Annotated in this window: 13 protein-coding genes, 1 pseudogene and 1 riboswitch; of the genes and pseudogenes, 5 read left to right on the forward strand and 9 right to left on the reverse strand. The window is 75.6% G+C overall.

The features are described 5' to 3' along the window. Position 1: 1 nt before the first annotated feature. From DQ240_RS06345 to DQ240_RS06365, 5 genes are all read right to left on the reverse strand, one after another. On the reverse strand, positions 2–979 hold the full coding sequence (locus DQ240_RS06345; protein WP_113838759.1) for a carbohydrate kinase family protein: 978 nt from the start codon (positions 977–979) through the stop codon (positions 2–4). Between the two features lie 67 nt (positions 980–1046). Further along, positions 1047–1706 (reverse strand): CDP-alcohol phosphatidyltransferase family protein, encoded by a 660-nt coding sequence (locus tag DQ240_RS06350; RefSeq protein ID WP_113838868.1) that lies wholly within the window; start codon positions 1704–1706, stop codon positions 1047–1049. A 28-nt stretch (positions 1707–1734) separates the two neighbouring features. Further along, entirely contained in the window at positions 1735–2544 is an 810-nt protein-coding gene (locus DQ240_RS06355; RefSeq protein ID WP_113838760.1) for an ABC transporter permease, read from the reverse strand. Next, positions 2541–3470 carry an ABC transporter ATP-binding protein gene (locus DQ240_RS06360; protein WP_113838761.1) on the reverse strand — a complete coding sequence of 310 codons (930 nt, stop codon included), beginning with the start codon at positions 3468–3470 and terminating at the stop codon, positions 2541–2543. Before DQ240_RS06360 ends, DQ240_RS06355 begins: the two co-directional genes overlap by 4 nt. Then, positions 3467–4573 carry a transcriptional regulator gene (locus DQ240_RS06365; protein ID WP_233498545.1) on the reverse strand — a complete coding sequence of 369 codons (1107 nt, stop codon included), beginning with the start codon at positions 4571–4573 and terminating at the stop codon, positions 3467–3469. The genes DQ240_RS06360 and DQ240_RS06365 overlap by 4 nt, the downstream gene beginning before the upstream one ends. A 42-nt stretch (positions 4574–4615) precedes the next feature. On the opposite strand from DQ240_RS06365, the gene DQ240_RS06370 reads away from it, so the two are divergent. After that, on the forward strand, positions 4616–5251 hold the full coding sequence (locus tag DQ240_RS06370) for a hypothetical protein (RefSeq protein ID WP_113838762.1): 636 nt from the start codon (positions 4616–4618) through the stop codon (positions 5249–5251). Here DQ240_RS06370 and metF read toward each other — a convergent pair. Further along, a complete protein-coding gene (gene metF, locus DQ240_RS06375) occupies positions 5244–6167 on the reverse strand; it encodes a methylenetetrahydrofolate reductase [NAD(P)H] (protein ID WP_113838763.1) in 924 nt (307 codons plus the stop codon). The genes DQ240_RS06370 and metF overlap by 8 nt on opposite strands. 109 nt (positions 6168–6276) lie before the next feature. Here metF and DQ240_RS06380 point away from each other — a divergent pair, with 109 nt between their 5' ends. From DQ240_RS06380 to DQ240_RS06390, 3 genes are read left to right on the forward strand one after another with little or no spacing between them, the layout of a single operon-like run. Continuing rightward, on the forward strand, positions 6277–7491 hold the full coding sequence (locus DQ240_RS06380; protein ID WP_113838764.1) for a polyprenyl synthetase family protein: 1215 nt from the start codon (positions 6277–6279) through the stop codon (positions 7489–7491). Position 7492: 1 nt separating this feature from the next. Further along, a complete protein-coding gene (gene crtI / locus DQ240_RS06385; RefSeq protein WP_113838765.1) occupies positions 7493–8989 on the forward strand; it encodes a phytoene desaturase family protein in 1497 nt (498 codons plus the stop codon). Beyond that, positions 8986–9939 (forward strand): phytoene/squalene synthase family protein, encoded by a 954-nt coding sequence (locus DQ240_RS06390; RefSeq protein WP_199589111.1) that lies wholly within the window; start codon positions 8986–8988, stop codon positions 9937–9939. Before crtI ends, DQ240_RS06390 begins: the two co-directional genes overlap by 4 nt. On the opposite strand, the pseudogene DQ240_RS23930 reads toward DQ240_RS06390, so the two are convergent. The 3 genes and pseudogenes from DQ240_RS23930 to DQ240_RS06405 form a co-directional block, all read right to left on the reverse strand. Then, positions 9936–10145: pseudogene (locus DQ240_RS23930) on the reverse strand (lycopene cyclase domain-containing protein); the annotation flags it as partial. The gene DQ240_RS06390 and the pseudogene DQ240_RS23930 sit on opposite strands and share 4 nt — an antisense overlap. Further along, a complete protein-coding gene (locus DQ240_RS06400) occupies positions 10142–10492 on the reverse strand; it encodes a lycopene cyclase domain-containing protein (protein ID WP_113838767.1) in 351 nt (116 codons plus the stop codon). The gene DQ240_RS06400 and the pseudogene DQ240_RS23930, both read right to left, overlap by 4 nt. Before the next feature lie 40 nt (positions 10493–10532). Continuing rightward, entirely contained in the window at positions 10533–10856 is a 324-nt protein-coding gene (locus DQ240_RS06405; RefSeq protein WP_113838768.1) for an Rv2175c family DNA-binding protein, read from the reverse strand. 37 nt (positions 10857–10893) lie between these two features. Further along, positions 10894–10980, forward strand: a riboswitch (ZMP/ZTP riboswitch). Between the two features lie 28 nt (positions 10981–11008). On the opposite strand from DQ240_RS06405, the gene DQ240_RS06410 reads away from it, so the two are divergent. Further along, positions 11009–12463, forward strand: coding sequence for a glycine hydroxymethyltransferase (locus tag DQ240_RS06410; RefSeq protein WP_113838769.1), 1455 nt, complete (start codon positions 11009–11011; stop codon positions 12461–12463). Positions 12464–12568: the final 105 nt, after the last annotated feature.

The raw sequence follows: 12568 nt of genomic DNA on the forward strand, positions 1-12568 counted from the left end.
CTCAGCCGGGCAGGTGCTCGGCGATCTCCGCGGCGGCGTCCTCGCCGAAGGCCTCGGCGAAGCGGGCCAGGAACGGCTCGCGCACCAGCTCGTACTCCTGGGTGCCGATGACCTCGACGGCCTCGGTGGCCACGGCCGACCCGAGCTGGGTGCTGCGCTCGACCGACAGCCCCCAGGCGCGGCCGGCGATGAACCCGGCACGGAGGGCGTCGCCGCCGCCGGTGGGCTCGACCGGCTTGGTCTCCGGGACCGCCGCGACCTCGATCGGGTCCGCGCCGGCCGAGCGGACCAGGACGCCGTCCGCCGCCCGGGTGGTGACCCACAGACCCACGCGGTCGAGCACCTCGGCGTCGGTCCAGCCGGTCTTCTGCAGCAGCAGGTGGGACTCGTACTCGTTGGTGAACAACAGCTCCGCGCCCTCGACCAGATCGCGGATCATCGCGCCGTCGGCCCAGGCCAGCTGCTGGCTGGGGTCGGCGGCGAAGGGGTAGCCGCGCTGCCGGCACTCCTTCGTGTGCCGGACCATCGCCGTGGGGTCGTTGGGGCCGATGACGACCAGGTCGATCGTGCCGACCCGATCCACCACGGGTGCCAGCTCGATCTCGCAGGCCTCGGCCATGGCGCCCGAGTAGAACGACGCGATCTGGTTGTTGACCTGGTCGGTGGTGCACACGAAGCGCGCGGTGTGCTTGAACTCCGACCAGTGCACGCTCGCGGTGTCGACGCCGTTGCGGTTGAGCCAGGCCTCGTAGTCGGCGAAGTCGCTGCCGACCGCCCCGACGAGGACGGGGCCCACGCCCAGCAACCCCAGGCCGTACGCCATGTTGGCGCCCGCCCCGCCGCGGTGCTGGACGAGGTCGTCGACGAGGAAGGAGAGCGAGACGTTCTCCATCTGCCCCTCGACGAACTGCTCGGTGAACTTCCCCGGGAAGGTCATGAGGTGGTCGGTGGCGATGGAGCCGGTGACGGCGACGGGCACGAGCGCTCCTCGGGCTGGGACACCAGCGCCGGCGGCGCGGGATCGGGCCCGACAAGAGTAGGAGTACTCAGTCCGGGAGTGCCCGGCGGATGGCGCGGCCGAGCTGGGCGACGGCCACGACGCCGAGCAGCGCACCCACCGCCGTGCCCGTGGTGACCACCACGTCGGCGAGGTCGCCGGCGGCCGACACGACGCCGGCACCTCCCAGTGTCATGCCGGTCATGGCCACGCGGGTGGGCCGCTCCCACACCGAGATGTCCCCGGTCTCGTCGACCCCGGCCTGACCGGCACGCGCGCGCAGGTAGTCCGGCAGCCAGCACAGCGCCCCGAAGACGACGGCCAGCCAGCCCGGCGCGCCCCCGACCCACAGCGCGATCGCGTACGCCGCCTCGGTCAGCCGGTCGACGGCGGAGTCGAGCACGTAGCCGCGGCGGGAGGCGCGACCGGTGGCGATGGCCAGCGCCCCGTCCAGGGAGTCCAGCAGCCCGGAGAGGCCCACGAGGAGGCCCGCCGCGACCAGCCAGTACCCGCCGGCGACCGCCGGCCCGACCGCGGCCGCCGCGACCAGCAGCCCGACCGCCGTCGCCACCAGCGGCGACACCCGTGCCACCGGGCGGGCCAGCGTGTAGGCGGCGGTCAGCCAGCCACGGACCAGCCCGCTCGCGGCCGGGTCGGTGCCGCCGTGCCAGCGGGACCACTCGGCGAGGTACTCGTCACGGCTCAGCACGCCCGGCACCCCACGCCGTCAGTCTCTCCTAGCTGGTGACGTCCTTGGTGCTGAACCGTGCCCACGCCGCGGCCAGCAGCACCCCGACGTACACGCCCTGCAGCGCCAGCCCGCGGCTGACGTCGCGCCACGGGATGGGATCGCGGAACAGGTCCACGAAGGCCAGCCAGTACCGGGTGGGCAGGTAGGGCGCGATCGGCGACGCCGCGTCGAGGGTGAAGAGCAGCGAGGAGCCGACCAGCACGGCCAGCGCACCCAGCGCCGCGGCGAGCGGCGAGTCGGTCAGCGTGGAGAAGAACAGCCCGAACGCGGCGACGCCGAGCATGGAGACGGTGACGTAGCCGATGGCCAGCAGCGTCCGGCCCGACAGCTGCTCGGCGGTGAGGGTGGTGCCGGAGACCGACGTCCCCCCGACCGGCTGCGCCTCGAACAGGAGGCTGCCCAGCAGGTGGCCCACGGCCGCGACCGCGACGACGGCCACGAGGACGAAGGCCATGACGGCGACGAGCTTGGCGACGAGCAGCCGGGTGCGCCCCGCCGGGCGGGCCAGCAGGTAGCGCAGCGTGCCGGCCTGCGCCTCCCCCGCCACCGCGTCCCCGGACACCACGGCGACGGCGATCGGGAGGAACAGCGGGAGCACGATCGCCAGCGCCGCGAGCGGGAACAGCGCCCCGTTGGTCAGGACGGCGGACAGGAACGGCGGACCCTCGCCCGGCCGGGGCGCCAGGTCGGTCAGCGCCAGGAGCGCGGCTACCAGCACCGGCAGCGAGTTGAGGACGGCGATGGTCGCCCACGTGCGCGGCCGGCCGAACAGCTTCCGCAGCTCGACGCCGATCACCGCCGCCGTCCCGGGGCGTCCACCCGGTCGGCGCTGGTCCTCGCCGCCGCCAGGACCACCTGCTCGAGGCTCGGCCGGTCCACCGCCAGGCCGAACACCGGCACGCCCGCGGCGACGAGCCGGGCGTTGACCTCCGCCGGGTCCTCGCCGCGCACCAGCACCCGCCCGCCGTCGACCGACAGCACCCGGCCGTCGAGCACCGCGCGCACCCGCTCGGGCGCCGGGGTGTCGACGACGGTGGCGCCGGTCGGCGCGGTGAGGCCGGCCAGCTCGTCCCGGAGCACCAGCCGGCCGCGGTCGAGGACGCCGACCCGGGTGCACAGCTGCTCGACCTCGGCCAGCAGGTGGCTGGAGAGGAAGACCGTCGTCCCGGTGCGGTTGAGGTCCAGCAGCAGTCCGCGGATCTCGGTGATCCCCTGCGGGTCCAGGCCGTTGGTCGGCTCGTCGAGCACCAGCAGCTCCGGACGGCGCAGCAGCGCGGCGCCGAGCCCCAGGCGCTGGCGCATGCCCAGGGAGTAGGCCCGCACCGGTCGCCGTGCCACCCCGCCGAGACCGACCTGGTCCAGCACGTCGGCGATCCGCCGCCGGCGGGTGCGGCGGGTCCCGCCCGGGCCGGCGGCGTCCAGCAGCGACAGGTTGGCCGGACCCGACAGGTGGCCGTGGAACGCCGGCCCCTCGATGAGCGCCCCCACCCGGGGCAGGACCCGCCGGGCCGCGCGGGGCATCCGCTCGCCGAGCAGCTCCACCTCCCCGCGGGTGGGCGTCACGAGGCCGAGGAGCATCCGCACCGTCGTCGTCTTCCCGGAGCCGTTCGCCCCGAGGAAGCCGTAGACGTCCCCGGCCCGGACGTCGAGGTCGATGCCGTCGACGGCGACGACCCGGCCGTAGCGCTTGGCCAGCCCGGAGGTGTGCAGGACGGCGCTCACGACGGGCCGCCGGTGAGCTCCCCGGCGGCGGTCTCCAGCGCATCCGGGCCGACGGTCCCGATCAGCAGCCGGCTCTCGTCCCCGACCGGGCGCAGCACCATCAGACCCAGCGGACCGGCCGCGACCCGGGTGCCGAGCTCGTCGACGACCGCCTCGGGCTCCCCGGCCAGCGCCCGCCGGATGGCCGCGGTCTGGCCGACCGGCAGCGGGACGACGGCCAGCACCGTCACCCCCCGGCCGTAGAGGTGGATCCCGCTGGGGACGCCGGAAGCCGGCCGCGGCGGGAGCCCGGCGAGCGTCTCGGGCAGGTCCGGCCGCGGGAGCCCCCGCTGGGCCACGGCGACCAGCCCCTCGACGTCGGGCGCGGGCCGGACCTCCGCGCCCGGCGGCGGGTCGAAGGCCACGACCGACGCCGACGGGCGGGTGAGCTCGAGGTCGAGGAACCGGGTGTCCAGCGAGGCCTGCCCCGCGCCGTCGGCGACGACCTCCACCTGCACCGGCAGGCCGGTGTCCGGCTCGACCCACACGTCGACCCGCGCGACCGAGGCGGCGTCCTCGGCGGGCACCAGCCGGACGCCCAGCGCGTCGGTGCCGGCGATGCGGCGGGCGCCGATGCGGCCGAGCTCGCCGTCGGCGGCCTCCGAGAGCACCCGTCGGCCCAGCGTCGAGGGCAGCAGGTCGACCGGCCGCGGCAGCGCGATGAGCGTGGGCTCGGCACGGGTGGCCGTGTTCGACTCGTAGTCCCAGGTCCACGAGCCGGTCGGGTCCTGGTGGAGGTCGGTCTCGCCGGCCGCGGTGACGACGTCGACCCGGTGGTCGTCGGCGGCGCGCCACCAGACGCGCATCGACGTCCGGTCGCTGAACAGGTCCGCGACCTGCGGCAGCTCCTCCGACACCGGCAGCGCGAGGCCACCGGCGGAGACCGCGTAGCCGGAGAACCCGACGCCCGCGCTGGCCAGGACCGCGGCGCGGAGGTCGGCGGCGGACACGTCCCGGTCGTCGGCCGGCAGCGCGCGCAGCACCAGCGGGAGGGCGACCAGCCCGGCGACCAGGGCCGCCACCACGCACCAGCGGGCCGCCGCCCCCGATCCGCGCCCGGCCACGCTCCCACGGTAGGCGCGTCGAGGCGTGGGTAGGGGCCGGTCATGGCCCCGTCCAACACCGATGCCGCCGTCGTCGACGTGCTCCGCCGGGTCGACCGGCTCACCGCTCCCCTGGTGCGCCGCCTCGGCCGTCCACCCGCACTGCCGCAGGCCGAGCGCGACGAGTGGTGGGCCGACCGGGTCTCCCGGATCGCCGCCGGGGTCTCCGCCGTGCCGCGACTGGCCGGCAAGCTGGCCGACCTGCTGCCGCTGCAGAACACCGTCGGGGCGGCCGCCCAGTCCGTCGTCGTCCTGGGCGTCGCCGGGGAGCACGGCATCACCGACCCCGCCGAGCGGGTCTCCCTGCTGGCCCGCGTGCTGCTCGACCGCGACCTGCCCGCCGAGCGCGTGCGGCCGCTGCTCGACCGGGCGCGGGGCGCCTACACCGACGCCGCCCTCGGTGCCCGGGACGACCGCGCGGGGCTGCGCGGAGCGGCCCGCACCCTGTGGCGGGCGGCCCGGCTGCTCGGCCGGATCGACGACGCCCTCGACGCCCGCCCGAAGGGCCGGCTCGGCGCCCGGGCGCTGTCCAACCTCCCGGTCGTCGGTGTGCTCGGCGGCTACGCCGCGGAGCGGGAGGGGCTGCGCCGGGCCGCCGGTCGTGCCGCGGCGCTGGCCGACCGCGCGGTCGTCAGCTGACGGCGTCCAGGGACGGGGGGAGCGGCGCGACGGGCACCAGGTTGCCGTACACCTCACGGGTCGCCGTGGACCGGTTCATGGTGATGAAGTGGATGCCGGGGACCCCCTCGTCGAGCAGGGTCCGGCACATCGCCGTCGCCACCTCGACGCCGTAGGCGCGCACGGCCGCCTTGTCCTCGGGCCGGTCGCCGTCGAGCTCGGCGAACCGCGCCGCCAGCTCCTCGGGGAAGGCCTGCCCGGACAGCTGCACGATCCGGGCGATCTGCCGGGCGTTGGTCACCGGCATGACCCCGGCGATGATCGGCACGTCGCAGCCGGCGGCGGCGACCCGGTCGCGCATCCGCAGGTAGTCCTCGGTGCGGAAGAACATCTGGGTGATCGCGTAGTCGGCGCCGGCCCGGCACTTGGCCACGAACATCTCCACGTCGGTGTCGAAGTCCGGTGACCGGGGGTGCCGCTCCGGGAAGGCGGCGACGCCCACCGAGAAGTCGCCCATCGACCGGATCAGCTCGACCAGCTCGGCGGCGTAGCTCAGCCCCTCGGGGTGGGCGATCCACTCCGCCTGCGGGTCCGCGCCGGGCGGGTCGCCGCGCAGCGCCAGGAGGTTGCGCACGCCCGCGGCGGCGAGCCGGCTCACCACGTGGCGCAGCTCGGCCGTGCTGTGGTCGACGGCGGTCAGGTGCGCCAGCGGCGTCATCGTCGTCTCGGTGGCGATCCGCTCGGTGACCGAGACGGTGCCCTCCCGGGTGCTGCCGCCGGCGCCGTAGGTCACCGAGACGAACGACGGGCGCAGCCGCTCGAGCTCGCGCAGCGCGGTCCACAGCTGCTGCTCGCCCTCGGGGGTCTTGGGCGGGAAGAACTCGAAGGACCACGTGGGCGTGCCCTCGGCGAGCAGCTCGCGAACGGTCCGGGTCATGGGCACCGAGGATACGGCGGTGCGCCGGAGGCTCCGGCCCGACACCGGTGCATCCGCCCGGCGGCCTCGTCCGGAAGAGCGGTACGCACCGGCACGAGGAGGCCCGACGATGACCCCGCACCCGTTCCCCCGCCCGGCAGATCGGCAGCGCGCCACCCCGTGGGGCGATACTGACGCGGTGATCACCGGCCCGGAGCGCCGCCGGCCCGCGCCCCCGCCGCCGGTGCCGCTCAGCAGCTCCCCCCTGGAGAGCGCCGACCTCCCGCGCATCCGCAGCGCGGTCGCCGCCGCGCTGTCGGGGTTCCTCGAGGAGCAGCGCGCCGTCCTCACCGGCATGGACGCCTCGCTCGGCTCCGTGGTCGACGAGGTCACCGCCGTGGCCGACGGCGGCAAGCGGCTGCGCCCGGCCTTCGCCTACTGGGGCTGGCGCGGCGCGGTCGAGGCCGTCTCCGGTCCGGCGGAGGACGACGCCGCGGTGCTGCGGGCCGTCGCCGCGCTGGAGTTCGTGCACGCCAGCGCGCTGGTGCACGACGACGTCATGGACGGCGCGCTCACCCGCCGCGGCCGCCCGGCCACCCACATCGGGTTCGCCGCCCGGCACGCGGGCGACGGCCTCTCCGGCGACGGCGCCCTCTTCGGCGTCGGCGCGGCGATCCTCGTCGGCGACCTGGCCCTGGTCTGGTCCGACGAGCTGCTGCGCCGCTCCGGCATCTCCCCCGCCGCGCTGGCCCGCGCCCGGTCGGTGTGGGACACCATGCGCACCGAGGTCACCGCCGGGCAGTACCTGGACCTGCTCCGCGCGGCGGGCGGCCTGCCCGGCGCCGACGGCGCCCTGACGGTGGCCCGCTACAAGAGCGCCGGCTACACCGTGCAGCGGCCGCTGCAGCTGGGCGCCGCCCTCGCCGGCGCGGGGCCGCGCGCCGCCGAGGTCTACACCGCGATCGGCCTGCCGCTGGGCGAGGCGTTCCAGCTGCGCGACGACGTCCTGGGCGTCTTCGGCGACCCCGTCGTCATGGGCAAGTCCGCCGACGACGACCTGCGCGAGGGCAAGCGGACCCTGCTGGTGGCCCTCGCCGAGGAGGCCGCCGACGACGCCGGCCGCCGGCTGCTCACCGAGTGCCTGGGGAACCCGGGCTGCGACGCCGCCGACCTCGACGCCCTGCGCGCGCTCATGGAGAGCACCGGTGCCCGCGCCCGCGTCGAGCAGCGGATCGCCGAGCAGACCGCCCGCGCCCGCGCCGCCATCGCCGAGGCCCCGATCGCCGAGGAGGCCCGCGCCGCGCTCGACGCGCTCGCGGTGGCCGCGACCTCGCGTACCGCCTGAGGTGCGCACCGTCCCCGGACGCACCGACCGCGTCGTCGTCGTCGGCGCGGGCCTGGCCGGGCTCTCCGCCGCGCTGCGGCTGCGCGGCGCCGGCCGCGAGGTCACCGTGGTGGAGCGCGGCCCCGGCCCGGGCGGCCGCGCCGGCGTGGTGACCGACCGCGGCTACACGCTGGACACCGGCCCGTCGGTGTTCACCGCGCCCGAGCTGGTCGCCGACGCCCTGGCCGCCGTCGGTGAGCGGCTGGAGGACCGGCTGGAACTGGTGCGGCTGCGCACCTCCTACCGGGCGCAGTACGCCGACGGCTCGCACCTGGACGTGCACGCCGACCCCGACGCCTTCGCCGCCGAGGTGGAGGCGCTGTGCGGCCCGGCGGAGGCCACCGCGCTGCGCGCCTACCTGGCCGACCTCGCCGAGCTGTACCGGCTGCAGCTGCGCACCTTCATCGACCGCAACCTCGACTCCCCGCTGGACCTGGTGGGCCCCGAGCTGCTGCAGCTGGCCCGCCGCGGCGGCTTCGGCCGGCTGTCGGCGCACGTGGAGAGCTACTTCACCGACGACCGGCTGCGCCGGCTGTTCAGCTTCCAGGCGTTGTACGCCGGCGTCTCGCCGTACCGCGCCATCGCCGCCTACGCGGTGATCGCCCAGCTCGACATCGGCGCCGGCGTCTGGCACCCGGTGGGCGGGATCGGCGCCGTCCCCCGGGCGATGGCCGCCGCGGCCGCCGACGCCGGGGTCGCGTTCCGCTACGGCACGTCCGTCGACCGGCTCGACGTCGCCGGCCGGCGGGTCACCGGTCTCGTGCTGGACGACGGCGAGCGGCTGCCCGCCGACGCCGTCGTGGTCACCACCGACGCCCCGCACACGCTCGTGCCCGGGCTGCGCGGGCCGCGGCGACCGGTGTACTCCCCCAGCTGCGTCGCGCTGCACCTCGGCGTCGGCGCCGAGCTGCCCGGGACGGCGCACCACACGATCAGCTTCGGGCAGTCGTGGCGGCAGGTGTTCGACGAGCTCACCCGCGACGGCCGGCCGATGAGCGACCCCAGCCTGCTGATCAGCGCACCGTCGGTCACCGACCGGTCCCTGGCCCCCGACTCCGCGGACGGACGACAGGGCCAGGTGCTCAGCGTCGTCGCGCCCACCCCGAACCTCGACCCCCGCAGCGGCGGCAACCCCGACCTGGACTGGACGGCGCTGGCGCCCCGCTACCGCGAGGAGTTGCTGGCCACGCTGGAGGCGCGCGGGTACACCGGGGTGTCCGACGCGATCGAGGTGGAGCACATGGACACCCCGCTGACCTGGGCCGAGCAGGGCATGGCCGCCGGCACGCCGTTCGCGCTCGCGCACACCTTCGGCCAGACCGGCCCCTTCCGGCCGTCGACGCTGCCGCGGCGGGGACCGGAGAACGTCGTCCTCGCCGGGTCGTCGGTGCAGCCCGGCGTCGGCGTGCCCATGGTCGTGATCAGCGGCCGGCTGGCCGCGGAACGGATCACCGGATGACCGTCCTCGAACCGCCACCGACGCGGGAGCAGCAGCAGGCGCAGCTCACCGAGGCCTACCGGCACTGCGCCGCGATCGCCGCCGAGCACGGCAAGAGCTACCACCTCGCGACCCGGCTCCTGACCGCCGACCGCCGGCCCGCCGTGCACGCCCTGTACGCCGCCGCGCGCGTCGCCGACGACCTCGTCGACCACCCCGGCGCCGATCCCGAGCGCGACCTCGGCGACTGGTCCCGCGCGGTGCTCGCCGAGCTGGAGGCCGGCTGGTCGGGCGATCCGGTGCGGCTCGCGCTGGTGCACACCTACCGCCGGTACGCCATCCCGGTCGAGCACCTCGTCGACTTCCTCGCCGCGATGACCAGCGATCTGACGATCGCCGGCTATGACTCCCTCGACGCCCTCGACCGGTACATGTGGGGTTCGGCGTCGGTGATCGGCCTGCAGGTCCTGCCGGTGCTCGGCACCGCCCCCGGCGTCCTGCGCGAGGAGGCCGCGCCGCACGCCATCGCCCTGGGCGAGGCGTTCCAGCTGACCAACTTCCTCCGCGACGTGGCCGAGGACGTCGACCGCGGCCGGGTCTACCTGCCCGCCGACCTGATGGCCGCGCACGGGGTCACCCGCGAGCAGTTGGCCGAGAAGCGGCACGACGCCCGGTTCGAGGCGCTGATGCGGGAGATGGTCGCGATCGTCCGCCGCCGCTACGACGACGCCGCCCCGGGCACCCCGCTGCTGGCGCCGGAGTCCCGCGACTGCGTGCGGGCGGCCACCGACCTGTACGGCGGGATCCTCACCGAGATCGAGCGCGCGGACTACCGGGTGCTCGACCGGCGGGTGTCGGTGTCCAAGCCGCGTCGCCTCGCGGTGTTCGCCCGCCGGTTGACCGCCGCCCAGCTGGCGAGGGTCAAGGTGACCATGGCGAAGCCGAAGAGCAGGTCCTCCACCGGGGCGTAGGCGATCCGCGGCCCCCAGATGGTGTCCTCGTCGTAGACGACGACGTCCCGGCCGGTGAGCACGCCGTTCATGAGCAGCTGGAACGTCACGATGATCGCGTAGGCCACCCAGAACACCCGCCGGGTCACCATCCGGGTGCGGTAGACGGCGAGATCCACGACCAGCACGCCGACGACGGCGATCACCGCCAGGGTCGAGTAGCTCATCGCCCGGTCCCCGCCTCCTCCGCCGGGTAGCCGGCGTCCCAGCCGGTCACCTTGCGCACCGCCTCCAGCGCCAGCACGGAGCAGAGCGGGACGACGAGGAAGAACAGCACCTCCTCGACCGGGATGCCCCCGGGCAGCCGGACGTCGAGGGTGAGCGACGAGGAGTAGTCCCAGTGGCCCTGCGCGATCGCGTACAGCACCCACACGACGAAGACCGAGAACTCCGGCAGCACCGCGACCAGCAGCCGGCGCCAGCGGGCGTACACCCGCACGCGCAGCAGCAGCTCCAGCGGTGCGGTGACCACGAGGCAGCCGACGAGCAGCGCCAGGTACGTCAGCGGGCCCACGGGAGGAGCTTCTGCCCGCCGGACCGGCCCGGATGCACGCTCAGAAGGCCAGGGCCTGGGCGCGGCGGGTGACCTCGGTGTGCCGGTCGTCCCGCAGCGCCTGCACCGGGGTGCCCGGGAGCGTGTCGTCCTCCCGGAAGAGCCACTCGAAGGCCTCGTCGTCGCGGAAGCCGCCGTCCTTGAGGACCGTCAGCAGACCCGGCAGGTGCCGCAGGACCTGGCCGTCCTGGAGGAAGTCCGCCGGGATGCGGCTGTTGCCGCTGCCCGGCACGGCCATCAGCTTGTACTCGCGCAGCAGCTGCCGGACCCGGTTGGGCGAGACCCCCAGGACCTCGGCCACCTCCGCGGCGGTGAGCGTCTCCATGGGCTGGAAGCCTATGGCGCGGTCCCCGGTAGCATCGGCGGCGGGCCGTGACTGGCGCATCGAGGTGGAGCCGACCACCGGGGAGCGGCCCTGCACACCCCCGCCGGGCGCCTGGGCACACACTCCGACGAGACCCCGCGCAGGAGCCCGCCATGACGCACGCCACCCCCTTCGACGCCACCGCCGCCAGCACCGCCTACAAGGCGGCCCTGGAGGTCATCTCCTCGGTCGAGCCGCGGGTCGCCGACGCGATCACCAGCGAGCTGGCCGACCAGCGGGCCTCGCTGAAGCTGATCGCCAGCGAGAACTACGCCAGCCCCGCCGTGCTGCTGACCATGGGCAACTGGTTCAGCGACAAGTACGCCGAGGGCACCGTCGGGCACCGCTTCTACGCCGGCTGCCAGAACGTCGACACCGTCGAGGCGCTGGCCGCCGAGCACGCCCGCGAGCTGTTCGGTGCCCCCTACGCCTACGTCCAGCCGCACTCGGGCATCGACGCCAACCTCGTCGCCTTCTGGGCGGTCCTGGCCACCCGCGTCGAGTCCCCGGCGCTGGAGCGGGCCGGCGTCCGGCACGTCAACGACCTCACCGACGAGGACTGGACGACGCTGCGCCGCGCGCTCGGCGACCAGCGGATGCTCGGCATGAGCCTGGACGCCGGCGGCCACCTCACGCACGGCTTCCGCCCCAACATCAGCGGCAAGATGTTCGCCCAGTCCTCCTACGGCACCGACCCGGCCACCGGGATGCTGGACTACGACGCCGTCCGGGCCCGCGCCCGGGAGTTCAAGCCGCTGATCATGATGGCCGGCTACTCCGCCTACCCGCGCCGGGTGGACTTCGCGAAGATGCGCGAGATCGCCGACGAGGTGGGCGCCACGCTCGTCGTCGACATGGCCCACTTCGCCGGGCTGGTCGCCGGCAAGCTCTTCACCGGCGACCTCGACCCGGTGCCGCACGCCCACGTGGTCACCAGCACCAGCCACAAGTCGCTGCGCGGCCCGCGCGGCGGCTTCGTCCTCGCCCAGCCCGAGTACGCCGACGCCGTCGACCGCGGCTGCCCGATGGTGCTCGGCGGGCCGCTCCCCCACGTCATGGCCGCCAAGGCCGTCGCCTTCGCCGAGGCCCGCCGCCCGGAGTTCGCCGGCTACGCGCAGGCCGTCGCCGACAACGCGAAGAGCCTGGCCGAGGGCCTGTCCCGCCGCGGCGCGACCCTGGTCACCGGCGGCACCGACAACCACCTGGTGCTCATCGACGTGACCTCCTTCGGGCTGACCGGCCGGCAGGCGGAGTCGGCGCTGCTCGACGCCGGCATCGTCACCAACCGCAACGCCGTCCCGGCCGACCCCAACGGCGCCTGGTACACCTCCGGCGTCCGGATCGGCACCCCGGCGCTCACCAGCCGCGGCTTCGGCGCGACCGAGTTCGACCGGGTCGCCGAGCTCATCACCGACGTCCTCTCCGCGACCTCCCCGACCGCCACCCGCGACGGCAGCCCCTCCAAGGCCAAGTACGCGATGGACGAGGGGCTGGCGGACAAGACCCGCGCCGCGGCGGCCGAGCTGCTCGCCGCCCACCCGCTCTACCCGGGCCTCGACCTGGCCTGAGGCCGGCGGCGGTCCCACCGTCGGCGTTGCCGGTGGGACTGCTGCTCCGGCCGGGACCGGCTCCGGCGCGTGGAGGGCCGTCCCGGCCGTCGGCGCTCCTACACT

The organism is Blastococcus sp. TF02A-26, from assembly GCF_003319125.1.
GTDB lineage: Bacteria > Actinomycetota > Actinomycetes > Mycobacteriales > Geodermatophilaceae > Trujillonella.